This window comes from Pantoea sp. SOD02, from assembly GCF_024707505.1.
Taxonomy (GTDB): Bacteria; Pseudomonadota; Gammaproteobacteria; order Enterobacterales; family Enterobacteriaceae; genus Pantoea; species Pantoea symbiotica.
The window spans coordinates 3,884,274-3,907,465 of sequence record NZ_CP102604.1 but is presented as its reverse complement, the minus strand read 5'-3'; the positions used below and the strand labels follow the sequence as shown (position 1 = coordinate 3,907,465).

Sequence of the window (23,192 nt, the reverse complement as noted above, 5' to 3'; positions counted from 1 at the left end):
TTTACTGTCCGAACAGGGCGCCAAAGCGCTTCAGCACCGCCGAGCGCTCGCTGCTACCATCCTGATTAGTCGGCAACAATTTGATCTCGGTGAACAGCGGACGTTGCGCTTTGATATCGGTGCGTGCTGGCATCAGCCAGGCTTTTGCTACTTGTTCCTGACCTTCATCCGACAGCACGTAATCGACGAATTTCTTCGCATCATCTGCGTGCTGGCTGCTTTTCAGGATCATCATCGGACGCGGCGCGACCACGGTGCCGTTTTCCGGAAAGATCACCTTCACGCTCTCGCCCTGCGCGATGTTGTTATAGGTAACGTAATCGACCGCGCCAAACACCGCCGCTTTCGCGCCTTGCAGCACCGGCGTCACCGCCTGCGCGTTCGGTCCGCTCATCACCATGCCGTTGGCTTTTAACTGATCAAACAGCTGCCAGGCTTTTTCGCCTTCGCTGTTTTGCAGGCCAATCAGCAGATCGAGTGACGCGCCAGACAGCGCCGGATCCGGTGTGGTGACTTTGTCTTTAAAGGCGGGCGCGGTGAGATCCTGCCAGGTTTTCGGTTCTGGCGTATTGCTTTGCGTATTCCACACGATGCCGAGCGCGGAAATTCCCTGCGCGACATAGTTGGCAGTTTTGAACTGATCCGGCACCTTCGCTGCATTAGCACTTTCGAAAGGTTGCAGCCAGCCGCGCTGTTGCAGATCTTCGGCGGTATCCCACGAAGCCGAGATCAGCACATCGGCCTGCGGATTGGCCTGTTCCGCTTCCAGACGCGCCATCACTTTGCCGGTGGTGGCCTGGAAAATATTCACTTTGATGCCGGTCTGTTTTTCAAACCCGGCGGCAAGACTTTTCGACAGCGAACCCGGACCGGCGGTGTACACCGTCAGCGCCTGGGCATCGTTGATCATGATGGCGGAAGTCAAAATCATCGCGCTGATGGCTCCTGTTTTAACTGACTTGAGAGATGGCATTGCGGTCCCCTGAGAGGTGAGTAACGGAAACAATCTGGCCCTGCGCCAGGTGAATGATGCGGTCGGCCAGCGTGTTGGCTTCCTCGCGATCGTGCGTAACGTAAACAGCGGTGATGCCCGCCGCGCGCAGCAAATCCGCCATGGTGTGAACCAGGGTTTCACGCAGGTCGCGGTCGAGGTTAGAGAGCGGTTCGTCGAACAGCAGAATGGCCGGTTTCGCCACCAGCGCGCGCGCCAGCGCCACGCGCTGCTGCTGGCCGCCGGAAAGCAACGCCGGTTTGCGATCGCCAAAATCAGCGAGGCCAACCTGAGCCAGTGCGGCATCGGCCTGTTGCCGCGCGGCGGCTTTTTTCATGCCGCGCATGCGCAGCGGAAAGGCGACGTTTTGCGCTACCGACATGTGCGGCCACAGCGCGTAATCCTGGAACACCATGCCGAGGTTGCGCTTCTCCGGCGCATCGCAGTGGCGCGGCGAGGCCACGCAGCGTTCACCAATCCACAGTTCACCGGCGCTTGGCTGCAGCAAACCCGCCAGCAGTTTCAAAAGCGTGCTTTTGCCACAGCCGCTCGGGCCGAGCAGCGCCAGGATTTCGCCTGCGGGAATGGTCAGGGAGAGATCGTGCAGAATAGTCAGGTTACCCACCGACCATCTGAGATTTTTCAGTTCAATAGGCAGCGCGGCATGCGTCATCGGCCACCTCCCGCGAAGGAGTTAGCGTTACGCACGCGCGCCTGAGAAATCAGGGGCGTCATCAGATTGTTATCCTCTTTGGGATTTGATTGAGGGCGAGTCTACGAGCGCGATATGACGAAATGATGACCGTAAAACTGGGCATTTCACTGATGCGGATAAAACCAAAAGGCGTATAGTTATCCTCTTGTTATGAAAATTCCGTCACCCACGAGCGCAATCACTCATGCCTGACCTGCCTGCCGCCGCACCTGAACACGGCCGTTTTCGCCTCAATTTATTGATCCTTTCCATCGTGAAGTTTAACTTTGCCAGCTATCTCACTATCGGCTTGCCGCTGGCGGTGCTGCCCGGCTTTGTCCATGACGGACTGGGCTACAACGCCTTCTGGGCCGGATTAGTGATCAGCCTGCAATACATCGCCACGCTGCTCAGCCGTCCGCACGCCGGACGCTATGCCGATCTGTGGGGGCCGAAAAAAGTGGTGGTGCTGGGGCTGGTGGGCTGTTTGCTGAGCGGCATCTGTATTCTGCTCTCGGCGCTCAGTGATGGGCAGGGCGTGCTGAGTCTGGTGCTGCTGTGTCTGGGGCGCGTGATTCTCGGCGTGGGGCAAAGCTTTTCCGGCACCGGTACGTCGCTGTGGGGCGTGGCGCGCGTCGGTTCGCTGCATATTGGCCGGGTGATTTCGTGGAACGGCATTGTCACCTACGGTGCGATGGCGATCGGTGCGCCGCTCGGCGTGGTGATTTTCCGCAGCGGCGGCTTGCTACTGCTCTCCGGCATCATCATTGCTATTTGCGTGCTGGCGATTGCGCTGGCGCTGCCGCGTGCGCCGGTGAAAGGCAGCAAAGCCAAGCCGCTGCCGTTCCGTGACGTGCTGAGCAAGGTGTACGGTTTTGGCCTGATTCTGGCGATGGGTTCCGCCGGATTTGGCGTGATCGCCACCTTCATCACGCTGTTTTATCAGGATAAAGGCTGGGATGGCGCTGCCTTCGCGCTGACCATGTTCAGTGCCGCGTTTGTCGGCACGCGCCTGCTGTTCCCCAATGCCATCAATAAGCTCGGCGGTTTGCGCGTGGCGAGTATCTGTTTCGCGGTGGAAGCGGTTGGCCTGTTTCTGGTGGCCGGTTCGTTCGATCCGTGGATGGCGAAGATGGGCGCATTCCTCACCGGCGCGGGTTTTTCGCTGGTGTTCCCGGCGATTGGCGTAGTGGCGGTAAAAGTGGTGCCGCAGCAGAATCAGGGTAGCGCGCTTGCGACTTACACCGCTTTTATGGATTTGTCGCTGGGTATCACCGGGCCGATTGCCGGTTTCATCATGAGTTATGCTGGCGTGTCGCTGGTCTATTTCCTCACCGCGCTGCTGGTGTGTTTAGCGCTGTTCTGCACGCTGCGGATGATTAAGCGGATGCCGGAAGAGCCTGTGGTGGAGATTAAAGAGAACGCGTAGTAGGCGGTCGCCATAAATGGCGACCCTACAACGTAGGGTGCGCATCCATGCGCACCTGGTTTAGCAAAGATGAACGGTGTAAAAAAAAGGCCTCCGACCGAGGCCAACACTAACAAAAAGTGTCTTTTTTCAGACACAGATAAGGGTTCGTTTTCAGGCTTGCAGCAACTCAATGCTGTAGCGAATTTGGCGTTCAATCTCAGCGGTATTCCACGTCTCCAGTTCCGACGAAAACGGCTCAAACGCATAAACGCCTTTGTAGCCCAGCATCTCCAGACGTTTCACCTGTGCCACGCTGTTTAGCACATCACGGTCGCTGAGCATGATGCGTTCTTCGTCGGTCAGTTGCGCCGTCGGGCGGGTATCTTCCACACCAGACAAATGCACCAGCCCAATATGGTTGATATCAATCTCCTGCGGGAACTCGTTTTCGGCGTTCTCATACAGATGATGATGGAACGTATCGAGCAGCACTTTGAACGGTACTTTTGCCTGCTGAATCAGCTTTTGCGTTTGCACCGCCGAGCGTAGCGAACTGACCGGAAAGCCCAGCGGTTCCACCAGCCCCTGAATGCCATACTTCTCAAAGCGCGGTGCCAGCACCTGCAGCGCTTCCAGTGTCTGCTGGGGCGAAATCTTAATCCCTTCATTCAGCGGACACATCACCAGCGCTTTTGCGCCGATGGCTTGAGCTTCCTGCAGCAGCGCGTCGGCTTTTGCCAGCAACGCCTCATCGGCACGGTTAAACGGATAGAGCGCGTTAATCGTTACGATTTCAATGTGGTACTTATCCGTTAGCGCACGCAGCTGCGCCACGCTGAGATCATCGGTGACCTTGCCGCTCTGCATGTCATTACGCAGTTCAACCTTGCTCAATCCCAGACGCTGCACTAGCTGAAAGAAAACTTCCAGCGACAGCCTTGGCGCAATTTTACGGTTAATACAGAAACGGGTTGGATCGATGGCCATAGGCGGCTCCTGTAAACGGATACGGTATCGGTGCTGCAAAGAGAACATTTATTTCATTATTATTGAATTATGAAATATCAGATATTGGATCTGCCTCGCAAAAATTTCATATTTCGTTTCGCGTTGCATGTGGAAGCTAGATTTCAGACACAAATTCTGTGCGCGCAACGGCTTAGCTGTGATGCGGTTTGGCATACCTGTAGCGCCAGTAGGGAAGCGCTACGGGCGGATTTGCACCCGGCTGTCAGCGCAGGCGGAAAAAATGCGATCCATGCCGCTAAAAGGAAATTTTCCAAAAAGAAGTATTTGAAAAATTCATTTCATTACGATAGCTTCATAGCACGCTTTAAGTATTGCCTGCACACGCAGCGTCGCGGTTCGAACGGGCTATCTGCAGGGAACTTCACATCTAAGAGGCAACGACATGACTATCGTAGGAAACTTTATCGGCGGCAAAATTACCCACAGCGCCAGCAATGAAACCATTCCCGTGTACGATCCGGCGACCGGCAAAGTCGTGCGTGAACTGACGCAGAGCACCGCTGCTGAAGTGGAAAAGGCGATTGAAGTCGCTCATGCCGCGTTCCCGGAATGGTCGAAAACCGCGCCGTTGCGTCGTGCCCGTGTGATGTTCAACTTTAAAGCGCTGATGGAAAAACATCGCGAAGAGCTGGCGGCACTGATCGTCTCTGAGCACGGCAAAGTGTGGTCCGATGCGCTGGGTGAACTGACGCGCGGTATCGAAGTGATCGAATATGCCTGCGGTATTCCGCATCTGATTAAAGGTGAGAACTCACCGAGCGTCGGCACCGGCGTTGATAGCTACTCGCTGATGCAACCGGTCGGCGTTGTTGCTGGTATCACACCGTTCAACTTCCCGGCGATGGTGCCATTGTGGATGTTCCCAATCGCGCTGGCGTGCGGTAACACCTTTATCCTCAAGCCACCGGCGCTGGATCCATCGGCTTCTGTGCGCATGGCTGAACTGCTGAAAGAAGCCGGCCTGCCGGATGGCGTATTCAACGTGGTGCATTCGTCTAACGAAGATGCCGAGCAGCTGTACAAAGATCCGCGTATCGCCGCAGTCAGCTTCGTCGGCTCTTCCGGCGTGGCGGAGCACATCTACAAAACTGCCAGCGCCCACGGTAAACGTGTGCAGGCGTTCGGCGCAGCGAAAAACCACGCCATCGTGATGCCCGATGCCGATCTCGATGCCACCGTGAACGCCATTATGGGCGGCGCGTTTGGTTCAGCGGGTGAACGCTGCATGGCGCTGCCAGTTGTTGTCGCCGTTGGTGACGACACCGCAGACAAGCTGATTGCGCGTCTGACGCCGCTGATCAAAGCGCTGCGCGTCGGTCCTGGCATCCAGAAAGGTGCCGAAGAGAATGAAATGGGGCCGGTGGTTTCTGCTGCGCACCAGAAGAAAGTGCTGGGCTACATCGACAAAGGTGAGCAGGAAGGCGCGAAGCTGGTGGTTGATGGCCGCGGCATCCAGGTTGCTGGCCATGCAGAAGGTTACTACGTTGGCGGCACGCTGTTCGACAACGTGACTTCGGATATGACCATCTGGCGCGAAGAGATCTTCGGACCGGTGCTGAGCATCATGCGTTCCAGCGATTTCGACAGCGCACTGCAGCTGGTGAACAGCCACGAATTCGGTAACGGCAGCGCCATCTTCACCAGCAACGGCCACACCGCGCGTGAGTTCGTGCAAAACGTCGAAGCCGGCATGGTTGGCGTTAACGTGCCTGTTCCGGTACCAATGGCATTCCACAGCTTCGGCGGCTGGAAACGTTCGGTGTTTGGTGCGTTGAACGTGCACGGTCCAGACGGCGTGCGTTTCTATACCCGCATGAAAACCGCCACCGTGCGTTGGCCGAGCGGTCAGCAGACCGTATCTGAGTTCAGCATGCCGACGCTGGGCTAATTTCGCTCAACAAGGAGGAACAGGATGTCTCTGATTTCGAAAGCGCAAAAACCCGACAGCAACGGCCGTATTCAGCACGTCACGCCGGAAAGCGCGGGCTGGGAATACGTCGGCTTTGATGCCTATCTGCTGAAAAAAGGGCAGAGCCTGAAGCTGAGCAGTGGCGACAAAGAGTTGTGTCTGGTGCTGGTGGCGGGCTTCGCTTCGGTGAAAACCCGTCACGCCGAATTCCCCAATCTCGGTAAACGTCTGTCGCCGTTTGAACGCATTCCACCTTATTCGGTGTACGTCCCGCATAACGACGAAGTGGAAGTGTATGCGGATAGCGATCTGGAGCTGGCGGTGTGTAATGCACCAAGCAGCGGCAACCTGCCGGCGCGACTGATTGCGCCGGAAGATGTTGGCGTTGAGCAGCGTGGTAAAGGGCGTAACCAGCGTCTGGTGCACAACATTCTGCCGGATAACAAAGAGGCCGACAGTCTGCTGGTGGTGGAAGTGTACACCGATGAAGGCGCGACCAGTTCGTACCCAAGTCACAAGCACGACCAGAAAAACAGCCCGGACGAAACCTATCTGGAAGAGACGTATTATCACCGTTTCGATCCTGAACCAGGTTTCGCCATGCAGCGCGTTTATACCGACGACCGTTCACTCGACGAGTGCATGGCGCCATATAATCGCGATGTGGTGACGGTGCCGCGTGGTTATCATCCGGTGGCGACCATTGCCGGTTACGATAACTACTATCTCAACGTGATGGCGGGTCCAAAACGTCTGTGGAAATTTACCTGGGAGAAAGATCACGCCTGGGTGAACAGCGACCAGTATCCGCGTTCGTAACATGCGCACCAACGTAAAAAAGGGCAGCCAGGTGGCTGCCCTTTTTGTTGGGTGGTCGCCATGAATGGCGACCCTACGAGAGTTATTCGCTGGTGACGTTGTTGTTCAGCGCCAACGATACGGCGAGCGTTTGTGCCAGACACAGCGAAGCCACCTGCGAACGGAAGCCATCCACCTGCGCTTCACGCACCACAAAGCACACATCGCTGAAGGCGGCCAGCGGGCTGACCTGGCTGTCGGTGATGGCGATGAGATGCGCACCACGCTTAGCGCCTAGCTCAACCAACTCCACCGCTTCACGCGCGTACGGCGAGTAGCTGATGGCGATCACCACGTCTTTCGGGTTCACCATGCTCAACTGCTCGGTGAACATGCCGCCGAGGCCGTCGATCAGGAACGCACGACGCTCCAGATGGCGCAGCGCATACACCAGATACGATGCGACGCTGAATGAGCGACGCAGGCCGATGATGTAGATGTTCTCAGCTTCATCGAGCATTTTCACCGCGCGATTCAGCTGATCTGGATTGACCTGCATCGCCAGCTGTTGCAGCGCCTGACTGTTCACCATGGTAAAGACGTTGAGGATTTCGGCCGGGCTCTCGGGTGAGGTGGCGCTGTCGTCGGTGGCGGTCTGGCGGAACAGACGTGCGCGCTCGGTGTAGTTCACGGTCTCTTCCATCAGGTGCTGACGGAAAACCTGTTTCATTTCGTTGAAGCCGCTGAAGCCAAACGCGTTGGCAAAGCGGATCAGCGTGGAAGGGGGGACATCCGCATGTTGCGCGATAGAGGCAACGGTATCGAAAGCGATGCTGTTACTGTTATCAAGGATATAACGAGCCACCTGCTTCAGGCGTTTGCTCAGCGTCTCATAGCGACGACGGATCTCGTCCTGTAACAAGGTTAATTGCGTTGGATTATTGGTCATTACTTCGGCCCGCTAAAAAAGAAAATATGGCTGGATAATGAGCGCTATAGTACCAGATGGATGGAAAATTTCATTTGTTTGACATCATCGTGACGCTTATTTCATCGGTTTATGAAATGCCTCACAAAAAGAGGGGCAAACAGGGCGGGAGTTATGCTGTTACCAGGTCGCCATAAATGGCGCCCCTACAAACAGACACGTAGGGTCGCCATTTATGGCGACCTGGACAAGGTGCGTGACCAAAAAAAACGGCCCATCAGGGCCGCTTCATCATCATTGAACGCATCATTAGCCGCGCACAGCGCGCCAGTAGCCGATCAATCGCAGGTAGTTGCCTTTAACTGTCTCAATCAGCGCTTTATCATCCAGCTCGCCTTGCAGCCACTGGCGTGACGGCTGGCCGAAGATGGTGCGACCTACCGCGAAACCCTTCACCCACGGCGCTTGCGCGGCGGCGGCGAAACCGGCTTTCAGTGTCTCTTCCGGCGCATCAAGGCCCAGCAACAGAATGCCGCGACAGTGCGGATCGTTCTGCTCGATCAGTCCGCTGATCGCCTGCCAGCTCTCGGCAGACAGCGGCGGCAGTTTCCACCAATCCGGCTGAATGCCAAGGCTGTAGAAATGGCTCAGCATGTCGTAATAGTAAGATTCATGACGGTCCGGATTGCTCTCCGGCAGAATCAGTTCCAGCAGCAGTTCGTGCCCGCTCTTGTTACAGCCATTCCACACATCGAGCACCAGCTCATCCTGCTCTTTACGCAGCTCAGCGCTGTCGTGCGGATGGTAGAACACCAGGCATTTCACTACGTGCTCGGCCGGCCAGTCGACCAGCTGCGAGCCGATGTTGCCGTGCTCCAGGCGCAGCGGACGTGAACTTGGCAGTTCAATCGGACGCCCAATCCACCAGTTTTTACCGGTAATCGCGTTCAGCGCTTTCTGGCCGTAAGTGGTATCCGCGAGGATGCCGCTCTTCTCATTCAGACCGGCTTCGTTAGCCGCTTCTTCTGCTGCACGTAGCAGCAGCAGTTTCAATTGTGGAATCCGCTCTTCGCTGACGCCCGCTTCGCGCGCCATATCAGCCAACTGCTTGCGATGGTCGAAGGCGAAGACATTCAGCTCAGGCCACTGCTGTTTACGCGTGGTAACGCGATGCAGGTGATTGAGACGCGCATCGAGATCCGGACGTTTCACGTCTTTATCGCGACTGAGGAAATCATCCAGCTCTTCTTTGGTTGGCATCGCTGGTGCGCAGCCGTGGCGCGACACTACCAATGCGCCACAGGCGTTGGCGTAACGGCACGCTTGCTCCCAGCTTTCATCGTTCAACCAGCCGCGCAGCAGGCCAGACATAAAGGCATCGCCCGCGCCCAGCACGTTGAGTACTTCTACACGCACGCCGCTCTGCAGTTTGGTCTGTTCCCAGCTATCCGGGATCTCGCCCTCAAACACCACGCAACCCAGCGGACCGCGTTTGCAAACTAATGTGGCCTGGCTCGATTTACGCACATTTTTCAGCGCGGTCAGCGTATCGGTGCTGCCACCGGCGATATGGAACTCTTCTTCCGTTCCGACCACCAAATCGAAATAGTGCAGCACTTCCTGCAGCTGTTGCGTCACTTCGCCCGATTCAATGAAACGCGTTTCGCCGTCGCCGAGGGAAGTCAGTCCCCACAGCACCGGACGATAATCGATATCCAGCGCGGTGCGCAGGCCGTTGCGTTTGGCGATTTCCAGCGCTTTCAATACTGCGGCGCGCGTTTGTGGATGCGACAGGTGCGTGCCGGTAACGGCGACCGCACGTGAAGAGGTGATGAACTCTTCGTTAATATCTTCCGGCACCAGCCCCATATCGGCGCAGTTGTCGCGGTAGAAGATCAGCGGGAAGCTCTCTTCATCTTTGATCCCGAGGATCACCAGCCCGGTCAGGCGATGCTTATCGGTAATCAGGCCATCGGTGTTGCAGCCTGCACGTTGCAGCTCTTCACGCAAAAAGCGGCCGTTATGTTCGTCACCTACACGCGCCAGCATCGCCGATTTCAGGCCCTGAATGGCCGTACCGTAGGCCACGTTGCCGGAAGATCCGCCGAGATATTTGTTGAAGCTGGTCATATCTTCCAGACGTGATCCAATTTGCTGACCGTAGAGGTCGACGGCGATGCGTCCGATACAAATCACATCAAGCCGCTTCTGTTGTGTACTCATACCTATTGTTTCCTTCTGTGATAAGCAGACACTGCGGGCGCTGCCGCCCAACGTCGAGCGCTTTGCTTCCGGGTTCTCAAGGTGCCTGATTGGCTTTGGTCGCAGTATGAGGAATAAAAATTCCAAATTCAATATGAAATGAAACATCCATCACGATTTTGTGAGCCAGGTAAAACTCTGACGAAGCCGCAAAGCGGCCGCGCATTCACCGAGAGTTTCAGTGATAGTCAGGCTTGTGAGCCAGGTCTCAGGAAAGTGCTGGCGAATCAAGGAAGCTACTGAAGTGAAATGAAATTTCGTTATGACCGGCAAATGACCTTTTACTGTTCCACTTTTCCCCCTTTTGCGTCTCGCGCAGCCCACGTTTCATTGCTGAATTTGATCTCCATCGCAAAATGAAATGTTTCTTCTGTAATCGTGTTTAATGAAAAAAATATTTGTTTATAATCGCCTCACGTTTCACTTAATCCGCGGGCGCCGTGAACGGCAGTTTTTACCCGAACCGCGATGTACCTCGCCGCAGGTACCAGCATGTAAAGGAAGAAGCATATGGGCACAATCAGACTCACCACGGCACAGGCGCTGGTAAAATTTCTTGATAACCAATACCTGAACGTTGACGGCGTTGAAACCAAGTTTGTGAAAGGCATTTTTGCCATTTTCGGTCACGGCAACGTGCTGGGATTGGGACAGGCGCTGGAGCAGGATAGCGGCGATCTGGTGGTGCATCAGGGCCGTAACGAGCAGGGCATGGCGCACGCCGCCATTGGTTTTGCCAAGCAGTCGCTGCGTCGTCAGATTATCGCCTGTACTTCATCGGTCGGTCCCGGCGCGGCCAATATGATTACCGCTGCCGCCACCGCGACTGCCAACCGCATTCCTTTATTGCTGCTGCCGGGCGATGTGTTCGCCACGCGCCAACCGGATCCGGTCTTGCAGCAGATCGAACAGAGCCACGATCTCAGCATCAGCACCAACGACGCGTTCCGCGCGGTAAGCAAATACTGGGATCGCGTTAGCCGTCCAGAGCAGCTGATGACCGCCTGCATCAACGCCTTGCGCGTGTTGACCGATCCGGCAGAAACCGGCGCGGTGACGATTGCGCTGCCGCAGGACGTGCAGGGCGAAGCCTGGGACTTCCCGGAATACTTCTTCCAGAAGCGTGTGCACCGTCTGGATCGCCGTCTGCCAACCGCCGCGCAATTAGAAGATGCGCTGGCGCTGATTGCACGCAAACACAAGCCGCTGATCATTGTCGGTGGCGGCCTGAAATATTCCGACGCTGGTGATGCGCTGCTGAAATTTGCCGAGCGCTTCAACATCCCATTTGCCGAAACTCAGGCCGGTAAAGGCACCATCGTTTCCGATCACCCGCTGAATGTCGGCGGCGTGGGCGAAACCGGCTGTCTGGCGGCCAACCTGCTGGCAAAAGAGGCCGATTTGGTGATTGGTATCGGTACGCGTTACACCGACTTCACCACCGCGTCGAAATGGATTTTCCAGAATCCGGATGTCAGCTATCTGAACCTCAACGTCAGCAACTTCGACAGCTACAAGCTGGATGCGGTGCAGCTGCTGGCGGATGCGCGTGAAGGTTTAACCGCGCTGGAAAGTGGTTTGAAAGGTTTCGAAAACCATTGGGGCGGCCAGATTGAGCTGTCGCAAAGCAAGCTGCTGAAAGAGACGCAGCGCGTCTATGCCGCGACCTACAACACCGACGATTTCATTCCGGAAATCGCCGACCACGCCGATCGCGAAGCGCTGTTTGCGGAGTTTGAGCGCCTGACGAAATCGGTGCTGACGCAGAGCAGCGTGCTGGGCACCTTAAACGAGCAGCTCCCAAAGGATGCGGTGATTGTCGCGGCAGCGGGCAGTCTGCCGGGCGACCTGCAACGCGTGTGGCGCACCAAAGATTACAACTCGTACCACGTTGAGTACGGCTACTCCTGCATGGGTTACGAAGTGAATGCCGCGCTGGGCGTGAAGCTGGCGCAGCCGCAGCGTGAAGTCTACGTCATGGTCGGCGACGGCTCGTTCATGATGCTGCATTCCGAGCTGGTCACGTCGATTCAGGAAGGGGCGAAAATCAACGTGGTGCTACTGGATAACATGACCAACGGTTGTATCAACAACCTGCAGATGGAACACGGCATGGACAGTTTCACTACCGAGTTCCGCTTCCGTAATCCGGAAGGCGGCAAGCTGGATGGCGGCTTTGTGCCGGTGGACTTCGCGGCAATCGCCGGCGGTTACGGCTGCAAAACCTACCGCATCACCACGCTTGAGCAGCTGGAAGCCGCGCTGATCGATGCGCAGAAGCAGACCGTTTCCGTGCTGTTCGACATCAAAGTGCTGCCAAAAACCATGGTGCACAAATACTTCAGCTGGTGGCACGTCGGCGTGGCGCAAACCTCGACGTCCACGCGCACGCAAAAAGTGGCCGATAACCTTAACGTGCATATCGAACAAGCACGTAAGTACTAAATCTTTTTTAGGCCGGCGTTCGTCGGCCTTGCTTAACCCTTACTCTTCCGACTCTACATCTACAGGTGTAATTATGACGCTCAAACTCGGTGTAATTGGTACCGGTGCAATTGGTCAGGAACACATTCGTCGCTGCAATAACGTTTTGCAGGGTGCGAAAGTGGTGGCAGTTTCTGATATCAACGTGGAAGGTGCGCGCGCTGCGCTGCAACGTCTGAATATCGAAGCCGAGGTTTATCAGGATGGTCATCAGGTGATCAACTCGCCAGACGTTGACGCCGTGCTGGTGACATCCTGGGATCCGACCCACGAAGAGTTCACGCTGGCGGCAATCGCGGCCGGCAAACCGGTGTTCTGTGAAAAGCCGCTGGCGCTGAGCGCGGAAGGTTGCCGTCGCATTGTCGATGCCGAGATCAAACACGGTAAACGTCTGGTGCAGGTTGGCTTTATGCGTCCGTACGATTCCGGCTATCGCGCGCTGAAAAAAGTGATTACCGACGGTGAAATCGGCGAGCCGCTGATGCTGCACTGCGCACACCGCAACCAGAGCGTCGGCGAGAATTACACCACCGACATGGCGATCACCAACACTCTGATTCACGAGCTGGACGTGCTGCGCTGGCTGACGGAAGACGACTACAAAACCGTGCAGGTGGTGTTCCCGCGTACCACGTCGAAGTCTCACGCCAAGCTGAAAGATCCGCAAATCGTGCTGTTCGAAACGCAGAAAGGTATCCGCATTGACGTGGAGATCTTCGTTAACTGTGCGTACGGCTATGACATTCAGTGTGAAGTGGTGGGCGAAGAGGGCATCGCTAAGCTGCCTGAGCCTTCGGCGATCCAAACACGCAAAAACGCGCGTCTCGGTGTGCCGCTGCTGACCGACTGGAAAGATCGTTTCATCGATGCGTATGACGTTGAGCTGCAAGCGTTTATTAATGACGTGAAAGACGGCCAACTTACCGGACCTTCTGCCTGGGATGGTTTCGCTGCCTCCGTGGCCGCCGATGCCTGCCAGAAAGCGCAGAACAGCGGCGCAATCGAGCCGGTTACCATGCCGCCGCGTCCGGATTTCTACGCCAAATAACTGAGCTGTGCGCTAAATACTCCTCGGCGGCTCAGCGGCCGCCTCTGTGAATCAGGGACAACAAGATGAACAAAGACAACGTTAAACTGGCGATTGCGCCAATCGGCTGGACCAACGACGACATGCCGGAGCTGGGCAGCGAAAACACCTTCCAGCAAACCGTCAGTGAAATGGCGCTGGCAGGCTTTACCGGTAGCGAAGTGGGCAGCAAATACCCGCGCGATCCGGCGATTCTCAAGCCGATGCTGGATATCCGTGGTATTCAGATCTGCAATGCGTGGTTCAGCACCTTCTTCGCCAACGGCGAAAAAGCGAAAACTATCGACGAATTCACCAATCACATGAACTTCCTGCATGCGATGGGCGCGCGTGTGATTGGTTGCTCCGAGCAGAGCAAAAGTATTCAGGGCACCACGCTGGCTGTGCTGGAGCAGAAGCCGATTTTCAGCGATGAAGAGTGGCGCTTAACGGCGGAAGGCTACAACGAGCTGGCGGAGATTGCCGCGAAGAAAGGCATGCGTTTGACGCTGCACCATCACATGGGCACAGGCATCCAGACGCCAGCCGAGATTGATCGCTTTATGGAATCGACCAATGAGAATGTAGGCCTGCTGTACGATACCGGCCACATCTACTATTCCGAAGGCTCACAGCAGGCAATGCTGGATGTGCTGACCAAATATCTGCCGCGTATTTTCCACGTGCATCTAAAAGACGTGCGCGACAGCGTGGTCGCGGAAGTGCGCGAGAAATCCCTGTCGTTCCTCGATGGCGTGAAGAAAGGCACCTTTACCGTGCCGGGCGATGGCGTGATCGATTTCAAACCGGTGTTTAAAATCCTCGACGATTACGGCTATAAAGGCTGGATGGTGGTGGAAGCAGAACAGGATCCGGCGCTGGCCAATCCGTTCGAATATGCGGTGAAAGCGCGTAAGTACATTCGTGAGAATGCGGGTTTGTAAATAGTGCAGGAATTGAAAAGGTCGCCATGAATGGCGACCCTACATAAACGGGGCGTCACTTACGACGCCCCTTTTTTATATTATGACGCTAACGACAACGCGGGTTTCTGTGCGTTGACCGCCAGCCACTCAGCAATACGTGCCTGCTCGGCAGCGCTCAGCCACATACCTTGTTTGGTACGACGCCAAATCGCATCATCCAGCTCGCGTACCCATTCGTTTTTCACCAGGTAACGCAGCTCGGCTTCGTAGAACTCGTGACCGAAATTCTCGCCCAGATCGTCGATGCTCTTCGCGTCTGCCAGCAGCTCTTCGGTGCGGCTGCCGTAAGTACGCGCAAAGTGACGCGCCATACCTTCGCTGATAAACGGATAGCGACGACGCAGACCAGCGGCGTAATCATCGCGTGAACCAGAGAAATCACCGCCCGGTAATACCGCGTTTTTGGTCCACGCTGGGCCGATGTTCGGGTAGTACTTGGTCAGTTTCTCCAGCGCATGTTCCGCCAGCTTACGATAGGTAGTCAGCTTACCGCCGAACACCGACAGCAGCGGCGCCTGGCCGTTGTCGTCATGCACATCCAGCGTGTAATCGCGGGTGATGGCCTGCGGCGAATCCGATTCGTCATCGCACAGCGGACGCACGCCTGAGTAAGTCCAGACGATGTCATCTTTGCTCAGCTGCTGTTTGAAGTGTCCGTTGAACACTTTCAGCAGGTAGCTGATTTCGTTGTCATCGATCTTCACGTCTTTCGGATCGCCTTTGTACTCCACGTCGGTGGTACCAATGATGGAAAACTCGTCCATCCACGGAATGACAAACACGATACGGTTATCTTCGTTCTGCAGGATATACGCCTGCTTTTCGCGGTGTACGCGCGGCACCACAATGTGGCTGCCTTTGATCAGACGAATGCCGTACGGCGATTTCAGCTTCAGGCCATCGTCGAAGAACTCTTTTACCCACGGACCGGCCGCATTGACCAGACCTTTAGCGCGCCAGGTGTAGGTTTTGCCGGTATCAATGTCTTCGGCTTCTACCATCCACAAACCGGCTTCACGCCAGGCGCGGGTCACGCGAGTGCGGGTACGCACTTCGCCGCCCTGTTTTTCCACTTCCTGCGCGTTGAGAACCACCATGCGCGCATCATCAACCCAGCAGTCAGAATATTCGAATCCGCGCGTGATCTCCGGCTTGAGGGCCGAATCCGCGCCAAAGCGCAGGCTTTTGCTGCCCGGCAGCGTGGTGCGTTTGCCGAGGCGATCGTACATAAACAGGCCCATGCGGATCATCCACGCCGGACGCAGATGCGGACGGTGCGGCAGACGGAAACGCATCGGGAAAGCGATGTGCGGCGCCATTTTCAGCAGCACTTCACGTTCTGCTAAGGCTTCGCCCACCAGGCGGAATTCATAGTGCTCAAGGTAGCGCAGGCCGCCGTGAATCAATTTCGAGCTGTTGGAGGAGGTTGCACAGGCCAAATCCCGCGCCTCCAGCATCAGCACCGACAGTCCGCGTCCTGCAGCGTCCACTGCAATGCCGGCTCCGTTAATGCCGCCGCCGATCACGATCAGGTCTTTGGTTTCCACGTCATCTCCTCCGATGTTCGGAATAGTTCTAAAATGTTCGTTTTCGAGCGTAATAATAATCGGAAACCAACATCGACGCCAGCGGTTAACTGAATAAAAACATTTTTGCGTGATATAGCTAACATTCCGACAGGAAAAAAATCACATAACCATAAAGGTTGTCAGGTTATCGCGGCGGCTTCTCAGGTTAAACTAGGCGCTAATTGTGTAATGCTTATGAGTTGAGCATGTTTAGGTTGCCATGAATGGCGACCCTACACCGGGCAATCGTAGGGGCGCCATTCATGGCGACCTGGCAGCAACACCGGTAATTTTTTAACCGCTAATTGTGACCAAGTAATGAGAGACACCATGGAAACCTTCGAGTGTATTAATGTCCTGCAGGCGCAAGAGCATCTGGCACAAGGTGCGCAGCTGGTGGATATCCGTGATCCGCAGAGCTTTATGATGGGCCACGCGGCGGGCGCGCAGCATCTGACCAATGACAATCTGGCGGATTTCATCGCCAACGCGAATCAGGCATTGCCGGTGCTGGTGATGTGCTATCACGGCAACAGCAGCAAAGGCGCGGCGCAGTTCTTGCTGGGCCAGGGATTCAGCGCGGCGTACAGCATTGACGGCGGATTTGACGCCTGGCGCGCGGCATTCCCGGCGCAGGTTGCCCTCGGCGACGCCTAAGCCCATCGCATAAGGAAGGAGAGCACCGCATGATGCGCATCACCCAGTTTAACAATCCGCGCATGGCGCAGGCGTTTGTCGACTACATGGCGACACGCGGCGTGACGCTACGCATTGAGCGCGAAAGCCACTTCGTCATCATGTTGGATGATGACAGTAAGTTTGAGATGGTCGAAAACGAACTCGCGCAGTTTGTGCGCGATCCCAACCATCCGCGCTATCAGGCTGCCAGCTGGCATAGCGGCAGTACCGAAAGTGGCTTGCGCTACGAGCGCACTAACATCTGGGCGAGCATTCGCGAACGCGCAGGTCCGCTCACCATGACCATCATGGTCGCCTGCATCGCGGTGTTTATCCTGATGCAGATCGTTGGTGATGATGTGGCGCTGGATTGGCTGGCGTGGCCGGCGGACTCTTCGCAATATTTCCAGGTGTGGCGCTGGTTTAGCCATGCGTTGCTGCACTTCTCGCTGCTGCACATCCTGTTCAACCTGATGTGGTGGTGGTATCTCGGCGGTGCGGTCGAAAAGCGTCTCGGCAGCGGCAAGCTGTTTGTGATTATGCTGATCTCGGCGTTGCTAACCGGCTGGATGCAGGCCAAGTTTAGCGGCGTGCTGTTTGGTGGCTTATCGGGCGTGGTTTACGCGCTGATGGGTTACTGCTGGCTGCGCGGCGAGCGCGATCCCGAAAGTGGTATTTATCTTGAGCGCGGCCTGATTGGCTTCGCGGTCGTATGGTTGGTGATTGGCTGGTACGGCGCATTTGGTCTGTCGATCGCCAACGCCGCGCACGTCACCGGCTTGCTGGTGGGTTTAGCGATGGCATTTGTTGATACGCGTAAGATTACGCGTCGTTAGCAGCACCAATAAAAGAAGCGGCTACGAGCCGAGGAGAGAGATGTGAAGCAGACGCAACGTCATGACGCCATTATCGATCTGGTCCGGCGTCAGGGATATGTCAGTACCGAAGAGTTGGTGGATCACTTTGAAGTCAGCCCGCAAACCATTCGGCGTGACCTGAACGACCTGGCCGATCAGAACAAAATCATGCGTCATCACGGCGGGGCGGCGTTGCCGTCCAGCTCAGAAAATACAGCATGGCAGGATCGTAAGATGATGTGGTCGGCGGAGAAAGCGCGCATCGCCGAGCGTGTAGCGAGCCAGATCCCCGATGGCGCGACGCTGTTTATTGATATCGGCACCACGCCGGAAGCGGTGGCGCATGCGCTGCTCAACCACAACAATCTGCGCGTAGTGACTAACAATCTCAATGTAGCGATTCTGCTGATGGCGAAACCGGATTTCCGCGTGATTATCGCCGGTGGCGAAGTGCGCACGCGCGATGGTGGCATCATGGGCGAAGCGACGCTGGACTTCATTTCGCAGTTCCGCCTCGATTACGGCATTCTCGGTATCAGCGGCATTGATATGGATGGTTCGCTGCTGGAGTTCGATTATCACGAAGTGCGCACCAAACGCGCCATTATCGAAAACTCACGCTGCGTGATGCTGGTGGTGGATCACTCGAAGTTTGGCCGCAATGCGATGGTCAACCTCGGCAATATGAGCCTGATTGATTACATGTATACCGATCAAAGCCCGCCGGCTAGCGTGCTGAAAGTGATTGAGCAGCACGAAGTTCATCTCGAATTGTGTTGATAGCGTGGTAAACGGTCGCCATGAATGTCGACCCTACAAAGGATTGAGTGCGTATTTATGCGCACCAGGTCGCCATGAATGGCGACCGTTCGATACCCAGCGTGCACGATTTTTTTCCTGGTACTGACATTTCCCTGTCGCTTTTTTCTGCGGCCCCAGCTTTACTTATCCTTTCACCTCTTGCGCTCGCCCCGGCTTTACCGTTAACGGACACGAAGGGATTGATATGTCGCAGCAAAAATTCAATAAAACACGTTTCGACGCCGCTCTTACTCGCCAATGGCAACATCTTGGACTCACTTCCGCTCAGCAAATGACACCGCACCAATGGTGGCAGGCGCTGAGTAGCGTGCTGGCAGAAATGCTGGCGACGCAACCACCTGCGCCACCGAAACAAGGGCAGCGCCACGTCAACTATCTGTCGATGGAGTTTCTGCTGGGGCGTTTAACCGGCAACAATCTTCTCAATCTTGGCTGGTACAACGAGGTGCAAGCCGCGCTGGCGGAACATCAGATTGAACTGAGCGAACTGCTGGAAGAGGAAGTGGATCCAGCACTCGGCAACGGCGGATTGGGGCGCTTGGCCGCCTGCTATATGGATTCAATGGCGACCGTCGGCCAGGCGGCGATGGGCCACGGCCTCAATTATCAATACGGCTTGTTTCGCCAGACGTTTGCCGATGGACAGCAGCAGGAAGCGCCGGATGATTGGCAGCGCGATCGCTATCCGTGGTTCCGCCATAACGCCGCGCTGGATGTGCAGGTTGGCCTCGGCGGCAAGGTAAAGGAGAACCACGATGGCAGCATCCTCTGGCGACCTAAAATTCACCTCAAAGGTGAAGCCTGGGATTTGCCGGTGGTCGGTTATCGCAACGGCATTACTTTGCCGCTGCGACTGTGGAAAGCCACTAGCGCGCAGCCGTTCGATCTCACCGCGTTTAACAACGGCCAATTTCTGCAGGCTGAGCAGCAAGGCATCGAAGCCGACAAGCTGACCAAAGTGCTCTATCCCAATGATAATCATGCCGAAGGTAAGCGGCTGCGCCTGATGCAGCAGTATTTCCAGTGCGCCTGCGCGGTGGGCGATATTCTGCGGCGTCATCATCTCGCCGGGCGCGCCATTCGCACTTTGCCTGATTTCGAAGTGATCCAGCTTAACGACACGCATCCCACCATCGCCATTCCGGAGATGCTGCGCGTGCTGCTGGATGAGCATCAATTGAGTTGGGACGATGCGTGGCACATCACCAGTCGCACCTTTGCCTACACCAACCACACGCTGATGCCGGAAGCGCTGGAGCGTTGGGATGAGAAGCTGGTGCGTGACCTGCTGCCGCGCCATATGTTGATTATCCGTGAGATTAATCGCCGCCTGAAAAAGGTGGTGAAGAAACAGTGGCCGGACGACAAAGCCACCTGGCACAAGCTGGCGGTGGTGGCCGACGGTCAGGTTCGCATGGCAAATCTGTGCGTGGTGAGCTGTTTCGCCGTCAACGGCGTGGCGGCGCTGCACTCCGAGCTGGTGGTGAAAGATCTGTTCCCGGAGTATCACCTGCTGTGGCCGAATAAATTCCATAACGTCACCAACGGCATTACGCCGCGCCGCTGGTTGAAACAATGCAATCCGCTGCTGTCGACGCTGATCGATGACAGCCTGCAGGTTGAGTGGGCCAACGATCTTGATGCGCTGGCGTGGCTGGCACCTTTCGCCCGCAAAAAAGCGTTTCGTCAGCAGTTCCGCGACATCAAACAGCAAAACAAACAGCGGCTGACGCTCTACATCAAGCGCGTGACCGGCATTGATATCAATCCGGATGCGCTGTTTGACGTACAGATTAAGCGGCTGCACGAGTACAAACGTCAGCACCTCAGTTTGCTGCATATGCTGCACTGCTATCGCCAGCTGCGCGATAACCCGGATAACCCCGATTTTGTACCGCGCGTGTTTCTGTTTGGCGCCAAAGCCGCGCCCGGCTATTACCTCGCCAAAAACATCATCTATGCCATCAACAAAGTGGCGGAGGTGATCAACAACGATCCGCGTGTCGGCGATCGCCTCAAAGTGGTGTTTATCCCGGATTACCGCATCACCGCCGCAGAGCTGATGATTCCGGCCGCCGATCTCTCCGAGCAGATTTCTACCGCCGGTTATGAAGCTTCTGGCACCGGCAATATGAAGCTGGCGCTGAACGGCGCGTTAACCATTGGCACGCTGGACGGCGCCAACGTGGAGATTGCCGAAGCGGTGGGTGCGAAGAATATCTTTATTTTCGGTAACAGCGTGGACGAGGTGAAGGCGCTGAAGGCGGGCGGCTACAGCCCGAAAAAGTTGCGCAAACAGAATCCTTATCTGGATGGTTTGCTGAAGGAGCTGGAGAAGGGCAAGTTCAGCGACGGCGATAAGCACGCGTTTGACCTGATGCTGCAAAGCCTGACCAAAAATGGCGATCCCTGGCTGGTGCTGGCTGACTTTGATGCCTACATCGCCGCACAGCAGCAGGTGGAAGCGTTGTGGAAGAATCAGGAAGCCTGGACGCGCGCGGCCATTCTGAATACCGCACATACTGGCCGTTTCAGTTCTGACCGCTCGATTCGTGATTACCAGCAGCGGATTTGGCAGGCGGCACGATAATCGATATTTCGGTCGCCATGAATGGCGATCCTACAAATTTCGGAGAAGCAATGACGCTTAACAAGCTGGATCAGGCGGCACAGGATGCCGGCATTTCGCTGCGCTTTATCAACGCTCACGGCGAGCCGGAAACCATCAGCGATGAGACCAAACGCGCGCTGCTGGCGGTCATGGAAACGCCAACCGGCAAAGCGCCACCGCTGCCGCCGGTGCAGGTCTTTGCCGCACGCAGCAAGCGCCAATTGACGCCACAAGGCAGCGGCACTTTTTCCTGGCAGCTACAAACCGAACAGGGCAAAAGCTTCAAAGGCGAGGTGCAAGGCGGGGAATTGCTGACATTGCCGCCGCGTTTGTCACAAGGTTATCACCAGCTCACGTTGCGCAAAGGCCGCCAACAGTGGCAGACGCGCATTATCATCGCGCCACGTCGTTGCTTTATCCCCGAATCCATCGAGCAAGGCGAGAAACTGTGGGGCGCGTTGGTGCAGCTCTACACGCTGCGCTCGGATGACAATTGGGGCATCGGTGACTTCGGCGATTTAGCGCAAATGCTGGAGAAGGTCGCCGATTATGGCGGTGATTTTGTCGGCCTCAATCCTTTGCATGCGCTTTATCCTGCACAGCCAGAAAACGCCAGTCCTTACAGCCCAACCTCGCGGCGCTGGCTCAACGTGTTGTATATCGACGTGAACCGGCTGGAGGATTTCCAGCACAGCGAAGCAGCGCAGCGTTGGTGGCAAATGGCGAAAACACGTAAGGCGCTGGAGCAAGCGCGCGCGGCCAAGTTTGTCGATTACAGCGCGGTGGCCGAACTGAAATTGACGGCGCTGCGCTTTGCGTGGCAGCGCTTTCAGCCTCGCGCCGCTGATGATGCTTCGTTCCAGCAATTTATCGTTGAAGGCGGCGATCATCTGCGTTATCAGGCGGCGTTTGATGGCATTCTCGCCGAGCGCAGCCAGCAACATCCCGATGAATGGGGTTGGGCGAACTGGCCGGAAGGCTGGCGCAATGCCTTGTTGCCGGAGGTGCAGCAATGGTGCGCGCAGCACGAGGATGAAATTCAGTTCTGGAGCTGGTTGCAGTGGGTAGCGCAAGAGCAGTTCGCCATCTGCTGTCAGATCAGTCAGCAACTTGGCATGGAAGTAGGACTATACCGCGACCTGGCGGTCGGCGTGGCGCAGGGCAGCGCGGAAACCTGGCAGGATCCGGAACTGTATAAACTCGGTGCATCCGTCGGCGCGCCGCCGGATCGTCTCGGTCCGCAGGGACAAAACTGGAGTTTGCCGCCGCTCGATCCGCATGTGATGCGCGCGCGTGGCTATCAACCGTTTATCGATCTGCTGCGCGCCAATATGCGCGACTGCGGCGCCTTGCGTATCGATCACGTCATGGCATTGCTGCGTTTGTGGTGGATTCCCTACGGTGAAAGCGCGGATAAAGGCGCTTACGTGGCGTATCCGGTGCACGATCTGTTGGCGATCCTCGCACTGGAGAGTCAGCGCCATCGCTGCATGGTGATCGGCGAAGATCTGGGGACGGTGCCGAAAGAGATCGTCAGCCTGCTGCGCAACAGCGGTATTTTCTCGTGGAAAGTGTTGTTCTTCGAGCAGCACGGCGATGGCAGTTACCGTCAGCCGCACGAGTATCCCGCACAGTCGATTGCCAGCGCCAGTACGCATGATTTGCCGACGTTGGCGGGATTCTGGGGATTTAAGGATCTTTCTCTGGGGCACAAACTGGGCTTGTACAAAGAAAGCGTGTTGATTCCCTTGCTGGGACAAAGGGATAAACAAAAACAGGCGCTATTAGATGCGCTGCATCAGATGAATACGTTGCCTGCGCGCCAAAGCTTCGTTGCCAGCCGAGTGTCCTTCACACCGGTGCTCAATCGCGGCTTCCACCGCTATCTGGCGCGGACTAACAGCGCATTACTGGGGCTGCAACCAGAAGATTGGCTGGCTATGTCTTCACCGGTCAATGTGCCGGGCACGGTGGATGAATATCCGAACTGGCGGCGCAAGTTAAGCGTCACTTTAGAAGAGATGTTTAGAGGAAAAGTGCCGGGCTTGCTAACTGCGGTCAATACAGGGCGCAGGAAGCGTTAGAGAACGCGCGGCAG

The 23,192-nt window shown here is 56.2% G+C and carries 17 protein-coding genes; 11 read left to right on the top strand and 6 right to left on the bottom strand.

Annotation, left to right across the window (positions count from 1 at the left end):
• Window position 1: 1 nt before the first annotated feature.
• Together NR302_RS18170 and NR302_RS18165 are read right to left on the bottom strand one after the other, a co-directional pair.
• Window positions 2–973, bottom strand: coding sequence for an ABC transporter substrate-binding protein (locus NR302_RS18170; protein ID WP_176972628.1), 972 nt, complete (start codon window positions 971–973; stop codon window positions 2–4).
• The gene (locus NR302_RS18165; RefSeq protein ID WP_154157236.1) at window positions 951–1,664 is read right to left on the bottom strand and encodes an ABC transporter ATP-binding protein; all 714 of its coding nucleotides are present in this window, start codon (window positions 1,662–1,664) and stop codon (window positions 951–953) included. The genes NR302_RS18170 and NR302_RS18165 overlap by 23 nt, the downstream gene beginning before the upstream one ends.
• A 226-nt stretch (window positions 1,665–1,890) precedes the next feature.
• Here NR302_RS18165 and NR302_RS18160 point away from each other — a divergent pair, with 226 nt between their 5' ends.
• Window positions 1,891–3,114 carry an MFS transporter gene (locus NR302_RS18160; RefSeq protein WP_154157235.1) on the top strand — a complete coding sequence of 408 codons (1,224 nt, stop codon included), beginning with the start codon at window positions 1,891–1,893 and terminating at the stop codon, window positions 3,112–3,114.
• Window positions 3,115–3,267: 153 nt separating this feature from the next.
• Here NR302_RS18160 and NR302_RS18155 read toward each other — a convergent pair whose 3' ends face one another.
• The gene (locus NR302_RS18155) at window positions 3,268–4,083 is read right to left on the bottom strand and encodes a TIM barrel protein (RefSeq protein WP_258144101.1); all 816 of its coding nucleotides are present in this window, start codon (window positions 4,081–4,083) and stop codon (window positions 3,268–3,270) included.
• 424 nt (window positions 4,084–4,507) lie between these two features.
• On the opposite strand from NR302_RS18155, the gene NR302_RS18150 reads away from it, so the two are divergent.
• Both NR302_RS18150 and iolB read left to right on the top strand, forming a co-directional pair.
• On the top strand, window positions 4,508–6,013 hold the full coding sequence (locus NR302_RS18150; RefSeq protein ID WP_061719751.1) for a CoA-acylating methylmalonate-semialdehyde dehydrogenase: 1,506 nt from the start codon (window positions 4,508–4,510) through the stop codon (window positions 6,011–6,013).
• 24 nt (window positions 6,014–6,037) lie between these two features.
• Window positions 6,038–6,853 carry a 5-deoxy-glucuronate isomerase gene (iolB, locus tag NR302_RS18145; RefSeq protein WP_222235071.1) on the top strand — a complete coding sequence of 272 codons (816 nt, stop codon included), beginning with the start codon at window positions 6,038–6,040 and terminating at the stop codon, window positions 6,851–6,853.
• 82 nt (window positions 6,854–6,935) lie between these two features.
• Here iolB and NR302_RS18140 read toward each other — a convergent pair whose 3' ends face one another.
• Window positions 6,936–7,781, bottom strand: a complete 846-nt coding sequence (locus NR302_RS18140; protein ID WP_008107943.1) for a MurR/RpiR family transcriptional regulator — start codon at window positions 7,779–7,781, stop codon at window positions 6,936–6,938.
• Window positions 7,782–8,069: 288 nt separating this feature from the next.
• Window positions 8,070–9,983: a 5-dehydro-2-deoxygluconokinase gene (gene iolC, locus NR302_RS18135; protein WP_258144100.1), complete on the bottom strand. Its 1,914-nt coding sequence runs from the start codon at window positions 9,981–9,983 to the stop codon at window positions 8,070–8,072.
• Between the two features lie 549 nt (window positions 9,984–10,532).
• On the opposite strand from iolC, the gene iolD reads away from it, so the two are divergent.
• The 3 genes from iolD to iolE all read left to right on the top strand — a co-directional run bounded on the left by iolD (window position 10,533) and on the right by iolE (window position 14,516).
• Entirely contained in the window at window positions 10,533–12,467 is a 1,935-nt protein-coding gene (gene iolD, locus NR302_RS18130; RefSeq protein ID WP_258144099.1) for a 3D-(3,5/4)-trihydroxycyclohexane-1,2-dione acylhydrolase (decyclizing), read from the top strand.
• A gap of 73 nt (window positions 12,468–12,540) precedes the next feature.
• Window positions 12,541–13,554: a Gfo/Idh/MocA family protein gene (locus NR302_RS18125; RefSeq protein ID WP_008107937.1), complete on the top strand. Its 1,014-nt coding sequence runs from the start codon at window positions 12,541–12,543 to the stop codon at window positions 13,552–13,554.
• 65 nt (window positions 13,555–13,619) lie between these two features.
• Window positions 13,620–14,516 carry a myo-inosose-2 dehydratase gene (gene iolE, locus NR302_RS18120; RefSeq protein ID WP_061719747.1) on the top strand — a complete coding sequence of 299 codons (897 nt, stop codon included), beginning with the start codon at window positions 13,620–13,622 and terminating at the stop codon, window positions 14,514–14,516.
• Between the two features lie 80 nt (window positions 14,517–14,596).
• On the opposite strand, the gene glpD is transcribed toward iolE, so the two are convergent.
• Window positions 14,597–16,105, bottom strand: coding sequence for a glycerol-3-phosphate dehydrogenase (gene glpD, locus NR302_RS18115; protein ID WP_008107935.1), 1,509 nt, complete (start codon window positions 16,103–16,105; stop codon window positions 14,597–14,599).
• A 351-nt stretch (window positions 16,106–16,456) separates the two neighbouring features.
• On the opposite strand from glpD, the gene glpE reads away from it, so the two are divergent.
• The 5 genes from glpE (at window position 16,457) to malQ (ending at window position 23,178) form a co-directional block, all read left to right on the top strand.
• Window positions 16,457–16,783, top strand: coding sequence for a thiosulfate sulfurtransferase GlpE (gene glpE / locus NR302_RS18110; protein ID WP_008107933.1), 327 nt, complete (start codon window positions 16,457–16,459; stop codon window positions 16,781–16,783).
• Between the two features lie 32 nt (window positions 16,784–16,815).
• The gene (gene glpG / locus NR302_RS18105) at window positions 16,816–17,640 is read left to right on the top strand and encodes a rhomboid family intramembrane serine protease GlpG (RefSeq protein ID WP_258145219.1); all 825 of its coding nucleotides are present in this window, start codon (window positions 16,816–16,818) and stop codon (window positions 17,638–17,640) included.
• 42 nt (window positions 17,641–17,682) lie between these two features.
• Window positions 17,683–18,441, top strand: coding sequence for a DeoR/GlpR family transcriptional regulator (locus NR302_RS18100; protein ID WP_008107931.1), 759 nt, complete (start codon window positions 17,683–17,685; stop codon window positions 18,439–18,441).
• Between the two features lie 226 nt (window positions 18,442–18,667).
• Entirely contained in the window at window positions 18,668–21,073 is a 2,406-nt protein-coding gene (malP, locus tag NR302_RS18095) for a maltodextrin phosphorylase (RefSeq protein WP_258144098.1), read from the top strand.
• Window positions 21,074–21,123: 50 nt separating this feature from the next.
• Window positions 21,124–23,178: a 4-alpha-glucanotransferase gene (gene malQ / locus NR302_RS18090; protein WP_258144097.1), complete on the top strand. Its 2,055-nt coding sequence runs from the start codon at window positions 21,124–21,126 to the stop codon at window positions 23,176–23,178.
• Window positions 23,179–23,192 lie beyond the last annotated feature (14 nt).

Coding starts and splice junctions, on each gene's coding strand:
- iolD (WP_258144099.1), top strand. CDS start 10,533: ATGGGCACAATCAGACTCACCACGGCACAGGCGCTGGTAAAATTTCTT.
- glpE (WP_008107933.1), top strand. CDS start 16,457: ATGGAAACCTTCGAGTGTATTAATGTCCTGCAGGCGCAAGAGCATCTG.
- iolB (WP_222235071.1), top strand. CDS start 6,038: ATGTCTCTGATTTCGAAAGCGCAAAAACCCGACAGCAACGGCCGTATT.
- NR302_RS18155 (WP_258144101.1), bottom strand. CDS start 4,083: ATGGCCATCGATCCAACCCGTTTCTGTATTAACCGTAAAATTGCGCCA.
- glpG (WP_258145219.1), top strand. CDS start 16,816: ATGCGCATCACCCAGTTTAACAATCCGCGCATGGCGCAGGCGTTTGTC.
- malP (WP_258144098.1), top strand. CDS start 18,668: ATGTCGCAGCAAAAATTCAATAAAACACGTTTCGACGCCGCTCTTACT.
- NR302_RS18150 (WP_061719751.1), top strand. CDS start 4,508: ATGACTATCGTAGGAAACTTTATCGGCGGCAAAATTACCCACAGCGCC.
- malQ (WP_258144097.1), top strand. CDS start 21,124: ATGACGCTTAACAAGCTGGATCAGGCGGCACAGGATGCCGGCATTTCG.
- iolE (WP_061719747.1), top strand. CDS start 13,620: ATGAACAAAGACAACGTTAAACTGGCGATTGCGCCAATCGGCTGGACC.
- NR302_RS18140 (WP_008107943.1), bottom strand. CDS start 7,781: ATGACCAATAATCCAACGCAATTAACCTTGTTACAGGACGAGATCCGT.
- NR302_RS18160 (WP_154157235.1), top strand. CDS start 1,891: ATGCCTGACCTGCCTGCCGCCGCACCTGAACACGGCCGTTTTCGCCTC.
- NR302_RS18170 (WP_176972628.1), bottom strand. CDS start 973: ATGCCATCTCTCAAGTCAGTTAAAACAGGAGCCATCAGCGCGATGATT.
- NR302_RS18125 (WP_008107937.1), top strand. CDS start 12,541: ATGACGCTCAAACTCGGTGTAATTGGTACCGGTGCAATTGGTCAGGAA.
- NR302_RS18165 (WP_154157236.1), bottom strand. CDS start 1,664: ATGACGCATGCCGCGCTGCCTATTGAACTGAAAAATCTCAGATGGTCG.
- iolC (WP_258144100.1), bottom strand. CDS start 9,983: ATGAGTACACAACAGAAGCGGCTTGATGTGATTTGTATCGGACGCATC.